Origin of the sequence: Inquilinus sp. YAF38, from assembly GCF_052113205.1 — a bacterium.
Lineage (GTDB): Bacteria > Pseudomonadota > Alphaproteobacteria > DSM-16000 > Inquilinaceae > Inquilinus.
In genome coordinates, this window is the sequence record NZ_JBFRCU010000078.1 from 1 (window position 1) to 18,411 (window position 18,411).

An 18,411-nucleotide genomic window follows, 5' to 3' on the forward strand; every position below is an offset into this window, starting at 1 on the left:
GTGTTCAACCTGTGTTCAACCTGACCGGCACGGTGCTGCACACCAATCTCGGCCGCGCCCTGCTGGCCGAGGCGGCGGTGGCGGCGGCGGTCGAGGCTATGCGCAGCCCGGTCTCGCTGGAGTTCGACCTGGCCACCGGCCAGCGCGGCGAGCGCGACGACCATCTGCGGGACCTGCTGCGCGAGCTGACCGGGGCCGAGGACGCCACGGTCGTCAACAACAACGCGGCGGCGGTGCTGCTGGTGCTGAACACGCTGGGCCAGGGGCGCCAGTCGATCATCTCGCGCGGCGAGCTGATCGAGATCGGCGGCGCCTTCCGCATGCCGGACATCATGGCGCGGGCCGGCACGGTGCTGCGCGAGATCGGCACCACCAACCGGACCCATCCGAAGGACTATGCAGCGGCGCTGGGGCCGGAGTCCGGGCTGATCCTGAAGGTCCACACCTCGAACTATCGCATCGCCGGCTTCACCGCCGAGGTGAGCGCGCGGGAGCTGGCGCCGCTGGCGCGTAAGCACGGCATCCCGCTGGTGCACGATCTCGGCTCCGGCACCCTCGCCGACCTGACGGCGATTGGCTTGGCGCATGAGCCGACGGTGCGCGAGGCGGTGGCCGAGGGCGCCGACCTCGTCACCTTCTCCGGCGACAAGCTGTTGGGCGGGCCGCAGGCGGGCTTCATCGTCGGCCGTGCCGACCTGGTCGCCGCGATCAACCGCAACCCGATGAAACGGGCGCTGCGGGTCGACAAGGTCCGGCTGGCGGCGCTGGAGGCGACGCTGCGGCTGTACCGCGACCCGGCCCGGCTGGCCGAACGCCTGCCGACACTGCGCCTGCTGGCCCGCAAGGCCGACGAGATCGAGGCCCAGGCCCGCCGGATCCTGCCTGTGGTGGAGCAGGCGCTGGCCGGCCGCGCCGGTGTCGAGGTCCGGGCCTGCGCCAGCCAGATCGGCTCCGGCGCCCTGCCGCTGGAGACGCTGCCGAGCGCCGCCCTGGCGCTGGCTCCGTCGGGGGACAGCGGCCGGGCGCTGAACGCCCTGGCCGCCGCCCTGCGCGGGCTGCCGGTGCCGGTGGTCGGGCGCATCGCCGACGGCACGCTGCTGCTGGATTTGCGCTGCCTGGAGGACGAGGCCGGATTCCTGGCCTCCCTCGCCGCGCTCGCGCCTGGAGGGAGCGATGAGCTGGCTTGACCGGCTTCGGGCCGGCCGGACGCCCGAGCCCCCCTCGCCCACCATCGACGAGCAGCTGGCCGCCGCCTCGGCCGCGGCGCGCGGCGGCGACCATGCGGCGGCACTGGCGATCTGGGGGCCGCTCGCCCGTGAGGGCGTGGCCCGGGCGCAGAGCAATGTCGGCGCCTGCTTCGCCGAGGGGCTGGGCGTCGAGCGCGACCTCGTCCTCGCCGTGCGCTGGCTCGGGCTGGCGGCGGAGGCCGGCGATCCGATCGGCCAGCGCAACCTGGCGACGCTGCATTTCCGCGGTGAGGGCGTGGCGCGGGACGACGGCCGGGCCGCCGCGCTGTACCGCGCCGCCGCCGAGCAGGGCGACGCCGCGGCGCAGGACATGCTGAGCTGGATGCTGGCGGAGGACGGCGCTCTGTTCGACCCGGCCGAGGCGCGGCTGTGGGCACAGCGTGCCGCCGAGCAGGGCGTGGCGGCGGCCATGACCCGGCTGGGCATGCTGCATCACAACGCGCTGGGCGTGGCCCGCGACCCGGCCGAGGCGGTGCGATGGTGGCGCAAGGCCGCCGATCGCGGCGAGCCCGATGCGCAGGCCATGCTCGGCGCGGCCTATCACCTGGGAACCGGCGTGCCCAAGGATCCGGTCCAGGCGCTGGCGTGGCTGCTGCGCGGCACCGCCGGCGGCAGCGCGCTGGCCGGCCGGTTCCTCGGGCCGGCGCGGGCCGCGCTCGACCCCGCCGGGATCGCCAAGGCGGAGGCCCTGGCCCGCCGGCCCGTGCCGGAGGCGATGCCGTGATCATCGGCACCGCCGGCCATATCGACCACGGCAAGACCGCGCTGGTGCGGGCGCTGACCGGCGTCGACACCGATCGGCTGAAGGAGGAGAAGGCCCGCGGCATCACCATCGACCTCGGCTTCGCCTATCAGCCGATCCCGGGGGGCGAGGTGCTGGGGTTCATCGACGTGCCTGGCCATGAGCGGCTGGTGCACACCATGCTGGCCGGCGCCTCGGGCATCGACTTCGCGCTGCTGGTGGTGGCCGCCGATGACGGGGTGATGCCGCAGACGCGCGAGCATCTGGCGATCATCGACCTGCTCGGCATCTCCCGCGGCGTGGTCGCCCTGACCAAGGCCGATTTGGCCGACCCCGACCGGCGCGCGGCGGTGGCGACGGAGATCCACGCGGCTTTGGCCGGAACCACGATGGCCAATACCGACATCCTGCCGGTCTCGGCTGTCACCGGCGAGGGCATCGGAGAGCTGCGCGAAAGGTTGGCGCTGGAAGCCGCAGAGTTCGCCGGCCGTGAGGCGTCGGGCCGGTTCCGGCTGGCGGTCGACCGGTCCTTCACCCTGCACGGCGCCGGCACCGTGGTCACCGGCACGGTGCTGTCGGGATCGGTCGCGGTCGGCGACCAGCTGGTGGCCAGCACGTCCGGCCTGCCGGTGCGGGTGCGGTCGATCCATGCCCAGAACCGCCCGGCCGAGCGCGGCCGCGCCGGCGAGCGCTGCGCCCTGAACCTGGCGGGCGAGCGGGTGACGCGCGAGGCCTTCGCCCGGGGCGACGTGGTGCTCGACCCCGCTTTGCACGCCCCGACCGAGCGCATCGACGCGACGCTGCGGGTGCTGCCGGGCGAGCGCAAGCCGATCGGCCAGTGGTTCCCGGTGCGCTTCCACACCGCGGCGGCCGAGACCGGGGCGCGGATCGTGCTGCTGGGCGACGACCCGATCCCGCCGGGCGGCGAGGCCTTCGTCCAGTTGGTGCTGGACCGGCCGGCCGCCGCGGCGGCCGGCGACCGCTACGTCGTCCGCGACACCTCGGCCCAGCGCACCATCGGCGGCGGCCGGCTGGTCGACCTGCGGGCGCCGGCGCGGAAGCGGCGCGGGCCGGAACGCCTGGCCCAGCTGGCGGCGCTGGCGCTGGACGATCCGGAGGCGGCGCTGGCGGCGCTGCTGGCGGTGCCGCCGCGGCTGGTCGACCTCGCCGGCTTCGGCCGCGACCGGGCGCTGGGGACCGAACGGGTGGAGGAGATGGCCGAACGGCTCGGCCTGGTCCGGATCGCGGCGGGCGAGCAGCTTCTGGCCATGACCGCGGAGGACTGGACGCGGCTGACCCGGGGGCTGCTGGAGACGCTGGACGGCTTCCACCGCGACAACCCCGACCTGCCCGGCATCGGCTTCGAACGGCTGCGCCTGCAGTCGCAGCCGCGCCTGCCCGCCCCGGCCTTCGCTGGCCTGCTGCGCGGGCTGGCGCGGGCCGGCCAGGTGGCGCTGGAGGGCGCCTGGGTCCGGCTGACCGGCCATGAGGCACATCTGACCGAGGCCGACGAGGCGCTGTGGGCCGACATCGCTCCACGCCTCGGCGGTGCTGCGAGGTTCCGGCCGCCGCGGGTGCGCGACATCGCCGGCGAGAGCGGTATCGACGAGGCCGAGATCCGGCGCCTGCTGAAGCGCGCCGGGCGGATGGGCCGGGTCGACGAGGTGGCGCATGACCACTTCTTCCTGCGCCCGACCATCACCGAGATCGTCGGCATCCTGGTGGCGCTGGGCGAGGCGCATGAGACCGGCTTCACTGCGGCGCAGTTCCGTGATCAGGTGGATAGCGGCCGGAAGGTCGCGATTCAGATCCTGGAGTTCTTCGACCGCCACGGCGTGACGCTGCGGCGGGGCGATCTGCGCCGGCTGAACCGGCATCGGCTGGACCTGTTTCGTCCCTCGATCGGCGCGGCGCCGTCCGAGGGTGATGGAGGAGAATCGTCCCCGGTGGGGCGTCCGGACTTCAAATCCGGGAGGGGCCGCGAGCCGGTCCTTGGTGGGTTCGACTCCCACTCTCTTCCGCCATTCGTCCGCTCCGATCATAGCGGTTGACCCTGCGCGGCAGGATAGACATCCTAGCGGCACCCGCCCCCAGCCCACACAACGCCGGAGCGACCGGGCTCGAGGCGGAGACGGCAGAGAGGTCACGCCCCCATGCACGCATTGTGGTTCCGGACGATGGCGGCCACCGTCGCCGCGGCGAGCGTCCTTGCCGCCACCTCTGCGAGCGCCTTCACCCGCCCGACCGCGAACGGTCAGTTCGACTACCAGATCGGCGGCGCCTATGCCGCCGCGTCCGGCGTCGCCATCGTCGACCGCGACCGGCTGGCGGCCCCCGCCCCGGGCAAGTACAGCATCTGCTACGTCAACGCCTTCCAGACCCAGCCGGACGACGCGGTGTGGTGGACCACCAACCATTCCAACCTGCTGGTCAAGAAGAACGGCAGATATGTGATCGACCCGGAGTGGCCGGACGAATACCTGCTGGACACCTCGACGGCGGCGAAGCGCACCGCGTTGATGGCGATCATCGGGCCGTGGATCGACAGGTGCGCGGCCGACGGCTTCAAGGCCGTGGAGCCGGACAACCTGGATTCCTGGACCCGCTCGAAGGCCGTGCTGACCAAGGCCCACAACACCGCCTTCGCCAAGCTGCTGGTGCAGCGCGCCCATGCCGCCAACCTCGCCATCGCGCAGAAGAACGCCAGCGAGCTGGCGCCGATCGGCGTGTTGCAGATCGGCTTCGACTTCGCGATCGTCGAGGAATGCCAGGTGTGGTCGGAGTGCGAGACCTTCACCGAAATCTACGGCAACCAAGTCTACGAGATCGAATACAACGATAACGACCGGGACGCCGACGGCAACCCGGTCGACCCGATCGTCTTCTTCAACGCCGCCTGCGCCGCGCGCGGCAGCAAGATCTCGATCATCTATCGCGACCGCGACGTGGTCCCGGCCGGGTCGCCGAAGTACGAATACAAATGGTGCTGACCGGCTGACAAAAGGCTCGGCCCCACGCGGACCCGGCCGCTTCCCAGCCCGTTGCAGACACTGCAGCGTATGGCTGCGGCCGGCGCGTGGTTGGACGACACGGCCGGAGTGCCCAGCAGGCCCCCCGGCCGGCAGCCGCTACAGCACGAAGTCGCCGGCGACGAGGGTCAGGTTGCCGGTGAGCTGGATGTGGAAGTCGGAGACGCCATCGCCGTTGACGTCGCCGGCGATGGTGGTGATTCCCGGGCTGGTGTTGGCGGCGCGCAGCTGGCCGGCGACGCCGGTGAAGAGGCCCGAGCCGATGAAGGTAAAGGCTTGGTCGCCGGCAATGCCGGTGTTGGCGTCGATCCCCGACAGGTCTACCCGGTCGCCCTGGCCGTGGCTGAAATCGGCGATCCGGTCGGCCGCCGCCCCGACGCCGCTTTGGGTGACGTCTGAGAAGACGAAACGGTCGGCCCCAGCCCCGCCCGTCAGCACGTCCCGGCCGGCCCAGCCGTTCAGCGCATTGGCCGCGGCGTCGCCGATGATCTGGTCGTCAACGGTCGAGCCGGTGACGTTCTCGATGCCGACATAACTGTCGCCCACGGCATCGCCGCCCGATCCGGTGCCGGCCGCGAGGCTGACCGTCACCGCGACCGTGCCGGTGTCGTAGCTGACGGTGTCGATGCCATCGCCGCCATTGAGCTGGTCCGAACCCGCCCCGCCGCGAAGCAGATCGTTGCCGCCCCAGCCGGCCAGGACGTTCGCGCCGGCGTCCCCGGACAGCACATCGTCGCCCGTGTTGCTGCCGGCGAGGTCCTCGATGCCGGCATAGGTGTCGCCCTGGGCGTCGCCACCCGTCCCGGTGCCGGCGGCCAGATCGACCGTCACCCCGGCTGTGCTGGCGTAGTAGCCGGCGGTGTCGCTGCCGGCGCCGCCGTCCAGCTGATCGGCCCCGGCTCCGCCGCGGAGCAGATCGTCACCAGCGCCGCCCTGCAGGATATCGGCGCCGGCGTCGCCGTTGAGCTCGTCGTTCCCGCCGTTGCCGGCGAGAATGTTCGCGCCTGCATCGCCCGTGAGTTGATCGTTGAAATTGGACCCGGCGAGGTTCTCGATGCTGACATAGGTGTCCCCGGCCGCCGCACCGGACCCGGCCCCGCTGGCCAGGTTGGCCCCGACGCCGGCAGTTTCCGCTGCATAGGACGCCCAGTCGATCCCGGTGCCGCCGTCGAGCCGGTCCGCGCCGGCGCCACCGACCAGGGTGTCGTCGGTGTCGCCGCCGAAGAGCGTGTCATTGCCGGCGCCGCCATCGACGAAGTCGTTGCCGAGGGCGCCGTGGATCAGGTTCGCCCCGGCATCGCCGGTCAAGGTATCATTCCAGGCCGAACCAAACAGGTTCTCGATGCTGTCGAAGGTGTCGCCCACGGCGTGGCCGCCGCTGGTCGCGCCGGTCGCGAGATTGACGATCACGCCGGCGTCGCTGAGGCTGTAGGTGACCGCATCGGTGCCGCTGCCGCCGACCAGACGGTCCGCGCCCCCGGCCCCTTCGAGGGTGTCGTTGCCGTCGCCGCCGGTCAGCGTGTTCACCGCCGCATTGCCGGTCAGGATGTCGTCGAAGCTGCTGCCGATGACGTTCTCGATGTTGGTCAGCGTGTCGGTCTGAGCCTGGCCGCCATTGAGATTGGTCGTCAGATTGACCCCGACGGGGCCGGTTTCGAGATGGTAGTCGACCGTGTCGATGTCGTCGCCGCCGTCGAGGGTGTCGGCACCGGCCCCTCCCATCAAGGTATCGCTGCCGCCGCCACCGGTCAGAAGGTCATTTCCGGCATTGCCCGAGAGGGTGTTGGCGCCGGCATCGCCCGTGAGCATGTCGTCGAAACTGGAGCCGGCGAGGTTCTCGATGCTGGAATAGGTATCCCCGGCTGCCGCGCCGAAGGTGGCCCCGGTGGCCAGATCGACGACGGCCCCCTCGGTGTCGGTCTCATACGACGCCCAGTCGGACCCGGCCCCGCCGAGGAGCTGGTCCGCGCCGGCCCCACCCTGCAGGATATCGTCGCCTTCGCCGCCGTCGAACACATCGTTGCCGGCCCCGCCGTTCAGCAGGTCATTTCCGGCGAAGCCCGCGAAGGTATTCGCGCCGGCATCGCCGGTGAGCTGGTCGTCGAAGTTCGAACCGCCGAGATTCTCGATGCTGATATATGTGTCCCCGGCCGCGGCCCCGGCCGTGGCGCCGGTGGCCAGATTGGCCACGGCTGCTGTGGTGTCGAGCAGATAGGACGCCCAGTCGGCACCGGCCCCGCCGTTGAGGACATCCGCGCCAGCCTCACCATTCAGGACATCGTTGCCGTCGCCGCCGTCGAGCCCGTCGGCGCCGGCGCCGCCGCTCAGAACATCCTCGCCGGCAAAGCCCGTAAGGGCATTCGCGCCTGCATCGCCCGTGAGCTGGTCGTYGAAGTTSGWGCCGCCTAGGTTCTCGATGCTGATATAGGTGTCCCCGGCCGCCGACCCGGACGTGGCCCCGGTGGCGAGATTGACCACGGCGGCCTGGGTCTCGTCCAGATAGGTCACCCAGTCGATCCCGGCCCCGCCATTGAGCTGGTCCGCGCCACCCCGGCCGTTCAGGATATCGGTGCCGTCGCCGCCCTCCAGAACATTCGCGCCGGCGTCACCGATGATGATGTCGTTGCCGGCGCCCGTGCGCACGTTCTCGATGCTCGACAGCGATTCGAACCGGCCTGGGAAATCTGCGAAGGTGCCCTGGCCGGTGGTCAGATTCACGGTCACGGCGGCGCCGTAGTAGGTGTAGTCCGCCGTGTCGGTGCCGGCGCCGCCATTGAAGGTATCCCAGCCCCAGTCGCCGCTCAGAGTATCGTCGCCGTCGCCGCCGTTGAGGATGTCGTCATCGTCGCCGCCGTAAAGGATGTCATTGCCGGCACCGCCGCTGACAGTGTCGGCGCCGGCGCCGCTCGCCAAGACGTTCGCGCCGCCGTCACCGATGATCGTGTCGTTGCCGACGCCCGTGCGCACGTTCTCGATGCTCGACAGCGCTTCATACTGGTCGGGTGGATATCCTTCGAAGCTGCCCCGGCCAGTGGCAAGATTCACAATCACCCCGCCGGGGTAGAAGGTATAGTCCACCGTGTCGATGCCGGCGCCGCCATTGAAGGTGTCCCAGTCCCAGCCGCCGCTCAGAATATCGTCGCCATCGCCGCCGTTGAGGATGTCGTTGCCCCACCCGCCGTCGATGATGTCGTTGCCCGCGACGCCGTTGATCATATCGGCGGCATCGGTGCCGATAAGATTGTTATTGCCTGAATCCCCGTTGATGACGGCCATCTTCTCTCCCCTTCTCGCGATTGAGGCGCCGCATCCGCGGCACAGTGGTCACAATTGAAGACTGTCGCGCTCCACAGTCCAGACAACCGGGCGCTGCCTCGGCGACAGATGAAGACGCCGAGATCGACCGGGCACTCCGGAAATTCTCTCCCAGCTGGCCGCATGCGCAGCCCGCGCTCTCGCTTGACTGCGAGAGCCGTAATGCACTCAAGATCGATATGTGCCAGTGAGGCCGGTTAGATTGTTTCTATGAAGTGATTCATTTCGGACAAACAGACACAGGATTCCTATCACAGGATCTGAACGAGTCAATCGGCCATTCACGGATACAATGCCGTGAAATCGCGATATTTTTCAGTTGATATGGGAAAAATTTTGCGCGTCTTAACAATAAAACCAAGATATCTTCGGCCGCAGTGTTCTGCACTGACGCCGGGAGGCCGGAGTGTCGACGGTCCAGGCGGAACGAAGCGATCGCCCCGCCGATCACAGGTCGATCACGATGTCGCCCTTCGGCCGACAACAGCAGATCAGTATATTTCCCTCCGCAGGCGGCTCAAGCGGATCGGGCTGATAGCCGACGGCACCGTTGACGAGCCCTGTCTCACATGTGTGGCAGACCCCGGTGCGACAGGACCACTTGACCGGGATGTCGCAAGCCTCGGCAAGGTCGAGAAGGCTGCCGGTTCCCGAACTCCACCGGACATTGATGTTGCTACGCGCGAAAGACACCAGAGGGCCCGCGCCTTCGGGGCCGTCCGGCTGATGCGGGAGCCTCCGTGGGGCTGCGGCAACGCCCGGCGTGAAAGATCGGCCCGATCCGAAAAGCTCGCTGTGAATCCGGCCTGCCGCCACGCCCCAGGCCCGGAGGCCGGTGGTGAGATCGCCGAGGAAGGCGGTCGGTCCGCAGAGATGATAGTCGGCGTCGCGCGGCACGCCCAGATCCTGGAGCACGCTGACCCCCAGCCGGCCGGGAGCATCGAAATCGACAGCCGGCCTGTCGCCGGGCCGCGGCGCGCTGTACCGGATATGGCTGTGGCTGCGGGGAAGGCCGGCAAGGAGCCGCCGCGCCTCTTCGGCAAAGGGATGATCCCCGCCGTCCCGGGCGCCATGGACCCACCAGACCTCTCTCGGCGATGCCGCGGCGGCCAGGGTGTGGAGCATGGCCAGGACCGGAGTGACGCCGATCCCCGCGCTCAGCAGAACGACGGGACCTTCGCCCCCGGCCAATGTGAAGCTTCCGCGCGGCGCGCTTGCATCGAGGAGATCTCCGACCTGGACTTCGCTCTCGACGAAAGACCCGGCGGCACCGTGCATCTCCCGCTTGATGCTCACGCGGTAGCACGAGTCGCTCGGCGCACCCGACAAGGAATAGCTTCGCAGGAGAGCCGGTGCGCCGGGCGCCGGCTGGAGCCGGAGCACGACGAACTGCCCCGGCAGCGCCGGCGCCAGGGGCTTGCCGTCGGCGGGCTCGAGCGTCAGCGATATCACATGGCTGCTTTCGCGGTCCTTGCGCGACACCCGCAGCGACCGGAAGCCCGGCCATGCCGGCGGCGGCCCGGATGCGGGAGCCAGCCCCGGATTGCCGGCCGGGGCGCCGCCTTCGGCCTGCTCCAGCAGCGCCTGGAAGGAGCCGCGCCAGCCCGCGCTCAGCGACGGGATGCGCAATGCGCGCTCGAGCTCGCCTCTGGGATGGCCGGGCTTGTACAGGAGCGCGCTGGCCGCGGCGACGGTCAGGCGCTCGGGATCCGCCGCGACCTGCACGATCTCGTCGCCGGCTCCGACCTCGCCCTCCTCGATGACGCGGCAGTAGAAACCGGGCCTGCCATGCGCGACGAGCAGGGCCGGCATCTGCGGCTCGTCCATGCGGAGTCCGAGCCGATAGCAGGTGACGCGCGGCTGCGTCACCTCCAGGACCGCCCCGCCGATGCGAAACCGGTCGCCGATGCACACCTGGTCATCGGCGAGCCCGTCGATGGTGAAATTCTCGCCGAACTGCCCATGGCCGAAATCGCCGCGGCCGAGCCATTGCTGCCAGTAGTGGTAGGACTCGAGCTGGTAGACATAGACGGCCCGATTCTCGCCGCCATGTCCCGCCAGATCGCCCTGGCCGTCCCCGTCGATGTTGAGGCGCCGGACCATCCGCCGGCCTGGAACCGGCGTTTTCCAGACGGCGGTGCGGACCGTCCGTCCGCGCCATTCGACATCACGCGGCAGCCCCACGTTGAGCGATCGCAGCTGCGCCATCGCGCCTCTCCTGTGCCCCTCTCGGTTCATCCATCCATCGGTTCACCCGACCCGGGGAATGAAGCCGGGCACGCCGGTCTTCACCACGGTGTTGAACCGGACGCTTGTTCTTATCCCGTCCCGGATCTCCGCCATCGCTTCTTCCGGCAGGGGCGAGATGTCGAGATTCTGCCGAATCCTGTCCGGGTTGGTCGAGGTCGTCAGGAAGGCGGTCCCGCGCTGCACGGCCCAGGCCAGGGCGACCTGAGCGGGCGTCTTCCCGACGCGCCGGGCGATCGCCGTGATCACCGGGTCATCCAGCACCTTTGGGTCCAAGCCGTGTCCCAAGGGTGCAAACGCGAGCAGGACGATCCCGTGCTCCCGGCAGAAGTCGAGCAGGTCCCATTCGGGGAGGTAGGGATGGGATTCGACCTGCACCGCGGCGGGCTTGATCCGGGCGACCGCAACGATCTCGCGTAGCGTCTCCAGAGTGATGTCCGACAGGCCGATCGACCTGCAGTGACCGTCGTCCACCAGGCGCTCGAGCGCTTGCCAGGTTTCGGCCAGCGTCACCCCGGGATCATAGATGACCTGGCCCTGCCCGTCCCTCGGGTCCTGCTCGTCGCCGGGACGAAAGGCGAAGGGGGTGTGGATGATGTAGCAGTCGACAGTGTCGACCCGCAGTCGCCGGCGGCTGGCGTCGAAGGCGGGCTTGACCCGCTCCGGCCGGTGATTGGTGTTCCACAGCTTGGTGGTGACGAAGACATCGTCGCGCCGGACCGTTCCAGCCCGGAAGGCGGCCTGGAACGCCTCGCCGATCGCCTCCTCGTTACGGTAGCGCTCCGCACAATCGAAATGGCGGAACCCCGCCTCCAGCGCGGTCGCGACCGCCTGTCCGGTGGCGACGGGATCGGGGATCAGCGTGCCGAACCCGGCGGCCGGCATCGCGCCGGATCCGTGGGCCAGAGGTATCCTCGTGTCGCGAAGCGTATCGGGGGGTGCCATGCTCATTCTCCCAGGATCGGGTTCGATGGGGCAGATCGTGCAGCGCCAGCCGAGCGAGGCACGGCTCGCGAAGAAGCGATGCGAGTGAGCCGGCGAACCGGCAAAGATGGCGTGGAGCGAGGCAAGGCCGACCGACAACAGATGTCGCATTACCCTTGCCCGGGCGACAGTAGACAATGGTATCGCCCGCAGCGGATTCATGCGGACGTCAGCCGGCGGGGCGTGGCTTGCGGAGCAACAGGGCGAGCGGGGCCACGATCAGCATCGCGATCATCATGAGCCCGAATTGGCCGATGATCCCGACGAATGCCGCCTGGCCGGTCACCATGTGGTTGAGCGCGGCGAGGGCCGGGCCGGCGGTCGCATCCATGACATGGACGGGGGCTCGGCCGGGCCTGAGGTTCTTCGCCAGCGCCAGGTGCATGGCCTGGGTGTTCCCGTAGAAGAAGGTCTGCACCAGGGCGATGCCGATCGTGCTGCCATAAAGGCGCGACAGGTTGAACAGCACGGTGCCTTCCGGGCGCAGCGCCGGATCGAGCGTGCTGAACGCCGCCCTGGTCAGCGCCGGCATCAGGATGCCCAGGCCGGTGCCCTGCAGCACGCCGGCAATGATGACGGGCCGCCAGTCCATTGCCGGGGAATAGCCCAGCATCCGCCAGTTCGCGTAGATCACGAGGGCGGTTCCGGCGATCACGGGCAGCCGATTGTCGATGCGTGCCGGGATGCGCATGGTCAGGACCAGCGCCGCCACGAGCGCGATGCTGCGCGGGATTGCCATGAGGCCGGTGGTCTCGGCCGGATAGCCGAGCAGCTCGTCCAGCATCGGCGACGTCAGGGCCATGGTCGGCAGCAGGACGAAGCCCAAGGCGAAGACCATGATCGTGGAGAGGACGAAGTTGCGATCCCGGAACAACGCCTTGCCGAGGAAGTGAACCTTCCGGGTCAGGACGTGCACGAGATAGAGATAGAAGCCCAGCACCGCGGCCGACGCCTCCACCCAGCTCTCGGCCGAGGCGAACCACTCCACGCGCTCGCCGCGATCGAGCAGCAGCTGCAGCCCGACCAGGCCGAGCGAGAGCGTCGCCAGGCCGAAGACGTCGAAAGGCTGCGGCTCGGCCCGCTTTTCCGGCAGCGAGAGCGCCATGGCCAGGAGGATGAACCCCGCCATCGGCAGGCTGAGCGTGAAGATCGACTGCCACGTGCAGTATTCGCTAAGCCAGCCGCCGATGCTGGGTCCGCTGACGATGCCCAGCACCAGGGCCACGGTCCACACCAGGCTGATGCGGGCGTGCCGCCGCGACGGCAGCATGTCGAGCAGGATCGCCAGCGACAGCGGCGCGAGCGGTCCGCTGGCGGCACCCTGGATGATGCGCGCGGCCAGGAACTGCATCGTCGTCGTCGACAGGGTCGCGAGCACGAGGCCCAGGCCGAAGAGGCCGACCGAGAGCTGGTAGACTGCCTTCCGGCCGTAGCGGGCGGCGAGCCAGCGCGCCATCGGCATGGTGACGAGGCTGGCCGCGATGTACCAGGAGAACACCCAGCCGACCTCGTCATCGGCCATCGACAGCGTGCCTTGGATATGAAGCAGGGCCGCGTTGGGCAGCGAGATGTTCACCGCCTGCATGTAGGTCGCCATCAGTGCCGCAACGGTGATGGTGCGGCGGTCATCGGCTGACGGGTTCGATGCGAATGCGGCGCTCATTTCCCCGCCCCCGACGCGAACATGGCCAGCAGCGCATGGCGCCAGCTGCGGCGATAGCCGGTGTCGACCCGCACGGTGGCGCTGATGCCCGAGAACAGCGGCTGGCTGGGATCGGTCTCGTCGAGATCGAGACGCACCGGCAGGCGCTGGACGACCTTGACCCAGTTGCCGGTCGCGTTTTCGGGCGGCAGGACCGAGAAATCCGACCCGGTGCCCGGGCTCATGCTGACGATGTGGGCCTGGAAAGTGCGATCCGGATAGGCATCGACGGCGATGGTCGCCTCCTGCCCCGGGCGCATGTGGGTCAGGCCGGTTTCGCGGAAATTCGCCTCGACCCAGACCTGCCGGCTCGACAGCAGCGAGAACACATCGGCCCCGGGACTGACGAAGTCGCCGACCTGGAGGTCGTCGACCCGGGTCACGATGCCGTCGTCGGGCGCCGTCACCGCCGCATAGGACAGGTCGAGCCGGGCGCGGTCGAGCTGGGCCTGGGCGGCGCGGACCGATGGATGGCGATCGATCCCGATCGCCGGATCGCCGTCCAGCGCCGCCACGGTGTTGGCGACCTGCTGTTCGATCGCCGCGATGTGCTGGCGAGCGACCTTGAGATCCGTGTCGGCCCGGTCATAGGCCGCGCGCGGCGTCCAGTCGGAGGCGACGAGCGCCTTCTTGCGGCCGAACTCGCGCTCGGCAAAATCCGCGGAATCCTTCGCCGACTGGAGATCGGCCAGTTGCTGGCGGTAGGTGGCCTTGAGCGCCTCGATCTGAAGGCGCGCGCTGCCCAACTGCGCCTCGGCCTGGTCGACCGCGATCCGGTACGGCGCCGGATCGATCCGGAACAGCAGTTGGCCCCGCTTGACGCGCTGATTGTCGGCCACGGCGACCTCGATCACCTGGCCGGCGACCCGGGCGTTGATCGATTCCTTCGCCGCGCGGATCGAGGCATTGTCGGTGGAGACGTAAGGCTCTTCGGACAGGTAGTACGCCCCGCCGACCGCCGCCAGCACGAGCGGAAAGGCGAACAGCAGCGGGCGGCGGAGGCGGTCCCGCACCGACCTCCTCGGCGCCGGGTTCGGCTCGGCCTCGGCTCCGGCAAGCTGCCGGGCATTGCCGTCGTCGATTGCGATGCCGGACATCAACGCGCCGCCGGATGGCACGGACAGGGACTGCATGACGGGCCTCTTGGCCATTGAATTTTGTATCGATGTGTACAAATATTGGTACGAGAAACCTCCCGTCAAGGAATTTTGTACAACATGGTATTAAAAAACGCCGGAGAGCCGAAGGGCCGCGGCCGGCCGCGCGACTACGACCCGCAGGCAGCCCTGCAGCGCGCATTGGAAAGGTTCTGGCAGAGCGGGTACTCAGGCACGTCGCTCACGGATATCTGCGATGCGACCGGCATGAACCGGCCCAGCCTCTACGCGGCGTTCAGCGACAAGCACACGCTCTATCTCAAGGCACTGGACCGTTATTGGAGCCTGGCTTTCACCGCGATGCGGGAGGCGCTTGCGGATGGTGACCAGGCACTGGAAGAGGCGCTGCTGCGCGCCTTCGACGGACAGCTGTCGCTTTATTTCTCGGGCGACGGCCTGCCGCTCGGATGCTTCGCGGTCGGAACTGCGACCACCGAGGCGGTCGAAGACGCCGAGATCCGGAGATCTCTCATCCAGGGGATCCGAGCGCTCGACGCTGATTTCGAGGCGCGTTTCCGATTGGCCCGGAAGCGGGGCGAGCTGGCATCGGATGCCGATCCCGCGGCGCTCGCGGTGCTCGCATCCGCCATGCTGCACACCATCGCGATCCGCGCCCGCGCCGGCGTCCCGCGCGCCGAGCTAAGAGACATGGCACGCATGGCCGTGAACGTGATCTGCGGAGGCCCCAGCCGCCAGGGCTGACCGCGCACCCTCATCATGCGGCGAATGGCAACACCGCCTTCATCCGAAGCGTGGGACGCGTGGAGCGCTTTGCGGTCGATGCCACCGCGGGTACTGGCGATGCCCGCCGGCCCCCTGCCCTATCGCGGCTTCAGCCGGAAATCGTGGCCTTCCGGCAGGGTCTGGCCGCCATCGACGATGATGGTGGTGCCGGTGATGTAGGCGGCGTCGTCCGAGGCCAGAAAGGCCACCGCCGCCGCGACGTCCTGCGGCGTGCCGAGCCGGCCCAGCGGCACCGCCCGCTCCATCATGGCGATGAACTCGGCGCTGCGGTGCTGCTGCATGCCCTCGGTCAGGATGTTGCCGGGCTCGACCCCGTTGACGGTGATGCCGTAGCCGGAGAACTCCAGCGCCGCCGACTTGAGGAAGCCGTTGATGCCGGCCTTGGTCGCGGCATAGTGGCCATGGCCCGGGCTGGTGACGCGCGGGCCGGTGATCGAGGAGGTGAAGATCATCCGCCCCCCTCCCCCCGCCCGCATCGCCGGCAGCGCCGCCCGGGCGGCGAGGTAGGTGCCGCGCAGGTTGACCGCCATCACCCGGTCCCATTCCTCCGGCTCGATGTCTTCGATCAGGGTCCAGGGGTAGATCGCGGCGTTCTGCACCAGGATGTCGAGCCGGCCGAAACCGTCGACCGCCGCCGCCACGATGGCATCGGCATCCGCCCGCTGGCTGATATCGGTGGCGACGAAGCGGGCGCCCAGCCGCGCCGCCGTCGCCGCTCCGGCCTCGGGATCGGTGTCGCCGATCACCACCCGCGCGCCGTCCGCCGCGAAGCGTTCGGCGATCGCCGCGCCGATGCCCCGCGCCGCCCCGATCACGATGGCGACGCGCCCTTCCAGCCTTCCCGGCATTCCCGGTTTCCTTCCCCGTCTCGAGACTCACCTGCAACGCCTTCTTATACCAGCGGCCTGAACGATTGGCCCGTCATGCCACGGCGCCAGTTGCCGCCGGGAACCCAGGGGCGCCGGCGGCCATTGCTTTTTCGACGCAATGGCCGCCGAGGAGGCGGAGATGGTTTCGGACCAAGAAGTGCCGGGCCGCTACAGGCCGGATTCCCCCGGACTGCCGCCCGGCGAGGAGCCCGAGGGCCAACGGGTCATCGAGCGGGCGCAGGACATCAGCCTGGCGCGCGGGCCGGAGCAGGAGGGCGGCTCGCGCTGGACGCTGCCGATCCTGGTCGGGCTGCTCGCCGTCGTCATGATCCTGCTGATCCTGGCCCTGACCTGACCGGTCAGGCGCCGCCCCAGCGCTCCTCCGTCGGACCGGCCGGCAGCACGACGCCGCAATCGGCCCAGGGGAGCCGGCTTTCCACGCCGTAGTGGTAACCCGGCGCAAAGGCGTCGGCCCGGTCAAGCGTGCCGGCATGCAGCGCCACCTCGTCGCGCCCGTCATAGCTCAGGCTGATCGGGGTGCCGCAACGGTCGCAGAAGCTGCGCCGCGCGATCGGTGAGGAGCGGCGCTCCCGCGGGCGCCCCTCCCCGACCCAGCGAAGGCTGTTTTCCGGAATCCAGGCCAGCACCGCGAAGGCGCTGCCGGTGGCGCGCCGGCACATCGTGCAATGGCAGTAGTGGACCCGCGGCCGGGCCGATGCCTCGTACCGCACCCGGCCGCAGAGACAGCCGCCTGTGATCGGCTCCATCCGGGATCCTTTCCCACGCGGTTCGCACTTCCGGTGACAATGCGGGGGCCTGACCGCCAGTTCCGGCCCGGTCAGGACCGGCGAACCGCGTTGGGGGCGTGGCCATCCAGTGACTCGATCTCTGGATGACGGCGCAGCGCGCCTCGCCATGACAAAAAAGGGCCGAAGAGTGGAACTCAAGAACCGCTGGATCAGGCCACCCCGTCTTCTTCACGCATGTCCGCCCGCCGGTCGCCGGAGGAGAAGGCGATGATGGCCTGTAACGGCTCGTCGCCGACGCAGCGCGCCGCCACGGCTTCTACGGCGCCAGCTCGATGGAACGCCTTCCCACCGAACAGGCCCTCACCGCCCAGACCCGCGCCTTCAAGCAGGTGACGTTCTAGCTACTCCACTTCACTGACGCGCCGGGTGACGGTGAAGCGGCGGTCGAGATCGGGGCTGAGCTCCAGGCCCAGTCCCGGCCCCGGCGGCACGGTGATCATGCCGTTGGTCACCTCTGGCACCGCGGTCACCAGGTCGCGGTACCAAGTGCGGTAGAAGGCGCGGACGCTCTCCTGCACCAGCGTGTTGGTCGCGTTCAGCGACAGATGGGTCGACGCTGCCAGCACCACCGGCCCGGTGCAGTCATGCGGCGCCACCGGCAGACGCCAGGCCTCGGCCATGGCGGCGATCTTCCTGGCTTCGGAGATGCCGCCGCACCAGGACAGGTCGAGCATGACGATGCCGGCCGCATCGGTCTGCAGCAGGTCGCGGAAGCGCCAGCGCGTCGCCAGGGTCTCCGAGGCGCAGACCGGCGCGATCGACGCCTCGCTGTAGCGCTTGAGGTCGCCCAGCGAATCCATCCGGATCGGGTCTTCGTGCCAGAAGGTGTTGTAGGGCGCGAGCGCGCGGGCGATCTGCATCGCCGGCAGCAGCTGCCACATCGAGTGGAACTCGACCATGATGTCGATCTTGTCGCCGACCCGCCTGCGGATCTTCTCGAAGGGCTGCAGCGCGGAATTGAGGTCCTCGGCGCTGATGTACTGGCCGCCAGTCTTCTCCGCCGCCATGTCGAAGGGCCAGATCTTCATCGCCGTGATGCCCTCGCCGAGCAGATCCTCGGCGAGGTCGTCGGCGCGGGTCAGGAAGGCGTCGAGGTCGGCGTAGCGGGTGGGGTCCTTGTCCAGCCCGTAATTGGCGACGGTCTGGCCGCCCTCCTTCATGTAGGCGGTGCCGGCGCAGGTGTTGTAGGTGCGAATCTCATTACGTGTGAAGCCGCCGAGCAGTTGGGCGATCGGCTGGCCGGTGGCCTTGCCGAACAGGTCCCACAGGGCGATGTCGACGGCCGAGTTGCCGCGCATCTCGACGCCGGTCGAGGCGAAGCCGACATAGGGGATCAGCGCCTGCGAGATCCGGTCGATTGCCAGCGCGTCCCGGCCCAGCAGCAGCGGCGCCGCGGTCTCGTGCAGATAAGCCTCGACCGCGGCCGCGCCGAAGAAGGTCTCCCCCAGCCCGACCAGCCCGTCATCGCCATGGACCTGCACCCAGCAGAGTTGAGGGTGCTGCTTGACCCGGATGGTCTCGATCCTGCTGATCTTCATGGTCGTCGCCCAGTTGCTGCCGCCGCCG

Annotated in this window: 13 protein-coding genes, 1 tRNA gene and 2 pseudogenes; 8 read left to right on the plus strand and 8 right to left on the minus strand. The window is 69.4% G+C overall.

Translation table 11 applies throughout. The features are described from left to right. From selA to AB4Z01_RS27210, 5 genes and pseudogenes are all read left to right on the plus strand, one after another. Nucleotides 1-1,187 (plus strand): L-seryl-tRNA(Sec) selenium transferase (gene selA / locus AB4Z01_RS27190; RefSeq protein WP_441699038.1); only part of this gene is annotated, 1,187 nt, incomplete at its 5' end. After that, a complete protein-coding gene (locus AB4Z01_RS27195; protein WP_441699040.1) occupies nt 1,174-1,971 on the plus strand; it encodes a tetratricopeptide repeat protein in 798 nt (265 codons plus the stop codon). The genes selA and AB4Z01_RS27195, both read left to right, overlap by 14 nt. Nucleotides 1,972-2,015: 44 nt before the next feature. After that, nucleotides 2,016-3,800 (plus strand): annotated as a pseudogene (selB, locus tag AB4Z01_RS27200) (selenocysteine-specific translation elongation factor); the annotation flags it as partial. Between the two features lie 117 nt (nt 3,801-3,917). After that, nucleotides 3,918-4,013: transfer RNA gene (locus AB4Z01_RS27205), tRNA-Sec, on the plus strand. 129 nt (nt 4,014-4,142) lie between these two features. Beyond that, a complete protein-coding gene (locus tag AB4Z01_RS27210; RefSeq protein ID WP_441699042.1) occupies nt 4,143-4,979 on the plus strand; it encodes an endo alpha-1,4 polygalactosaminidase in 837 nt (278 codons plus the stop codon). A 138-nt stretch (nt 4,980-5,117) separates the two neighbouring features. Here the strand turns inward: AB4Z01_RS27210 and AB4Z01_RS27215 are convergent, their stop codons facing one another. The 5 genes from AB4Z01_RS27215 to AB4Z01_RS27235 form a co-directional block, all read right to left on the minus strand. After that, on the minus strand, nt 5,118-8,294 hold the full coding sequence (locus tag AB4Z01_RS27215) for a beta strand repeat-containing protein (RefSeq protein WP_441699043.1): 3,177 nt from the start codon (nt 8,292-8,294) through the stop codon (nt 5,118-5,120). Nucleotides 8,295-8,780: 486 nt separating this feature from the next. Next, on the minus strand, nt 8,781-10,541 hold the full coding sequence (locus AB4Z01_RS27220; protein ID WP_441699044.1) for an MOSC domain-containing protein: 1,761 nt from the start codon (nt 10,539-10,541) through the stop codon (nt 8,781-8,783). Between the two features lie 42 nt (nt 10,542-10,583). Beyond that, nucleotides 10,584-11,726, minus strand: coding sequence for an aldo/keto reductase (locus AB4Z01_RS27225; RefSeq protein WP_441699046.1), 1,143 nt, complete (start codon nt 11,724-11,726; stop codon nt 10,584-10,586). A 7-nt stretch (nt 11,727-11,733) separates the two neighbouring features. Next, nucleotides 11,734-13,227 (minus strand): MFS transporter, encoded by a 1,494-nt coding sequence (locus tag AB4Z01_RS27230; protein ID WP_441699047.1) that lies wholly within the window; start codon nt 13,225-13,227, stop codon nt 11,734-11,736. Beyond that, a complete protein-coding gene (locus tag AB4Z01_RS27235) occupies nt 13,224-14,399 on the minus strand; it encodes an HlyD family secretion protein (protein WP_441699048.1) in 1,176 nt (391 codons plus the stop codon). Before AB4Z01_RS27235 ends, AB4Z01_RS27230 begins: the two co-directional genes overlap by 4 nt. An 84-nt stretch (nt 14,400-14,483) precedes the next feature. Here AB4Z01_RS27235 and AB4Z01_RS27240 point away from each other — a divergent pair, with 84 nt between their 5' ends. Then, the gene (locus AB4Z01_RS27240) at nt 14,484-15,125 is read left to right on the plus strand and encodes a TetR/AcrR family transcriptional regulator (protein WP_441699081.1); all 642 of its coding nucleotides are present in this window, start codon (nt 14,484-14,486) and stop codon (nt 15,123-15,125) included. A 119-nt stretch (nt 15,126-15,244) separates the two neighbouring features. Here AB4Z01_RS27240 and AB4Z01_RS27245 read toward each other — a convergent pair whose 3' ends face one another. After that, entirely contained in the window at nt 15,245-16,015 is a 771-nt protein-coding gene (locus AB4Z01_RS27245; RefSeq protein ID WP_441699049.1) for an SDR family oxidoreductase, read from the minus strand. 160 nt (nt 16,016-16,175) lie between these two features. Here AB4Z01_RS27245 and AB4Z01_RS27250 point away from each other — a divergent pair, with 160 nt between their 5' ends. Beyond that, nucleotides 16,176-16,391 carry a hypothetical protein gene (locus tag AB4Z01_RS27250; protein WP_441699050.1) on the plus strand — a complete coding sequence of 72 codons (216 nt, stop codon included), beginning with the start codon at nt 16,176-16,178 and terminating at the stop codon, nt 16,389-16,391. Between the two features lie 4 nt (nt 16,392-16,395). Here the strand turns inward: AB4Z01_RS27250 and AB4Z01_RS27255 are convergent, their stop codons facing one another. Then, a complete protein-coding gene (locus AB4Z01_RS27255) occupies nt 16,396-16,803 on the minus strand; it encodes a GFA family protein (RefSeq protein WP_441699052.1) in 408 nt (135 codons plus the stop codon). A gap of 287 nt (nt 16,804-17,090) precedes the next feature. Between AB4Z01_RS27255 and AB4Z01_RS27260 the strand changes: the two are divergent. Further along, a pseudogene (locus AB4Z01_RS27260) lies at nt 17,091-17,186 on the plus strand (phosphoenolpyruvate hydrolase family protein); the annotation flags it as partial. Here the strand turns inward: AB4Z01_RS27260 and AB4Z01_RS27265 are convergent. Next, complete coding sequence (locus AB4Z01_RS27265; protein ID WP_441699053.1) at nt 17,187-18,383, minus strand: mandelate racemase/muconate lactonizing enzyme family protein; 1,197 nt, start codon at nt 18,381-18,383, stop codon at nt 17,187-17,189. Nucleotides 18,384-18,411: the final 28 nt, after the last annotated feature.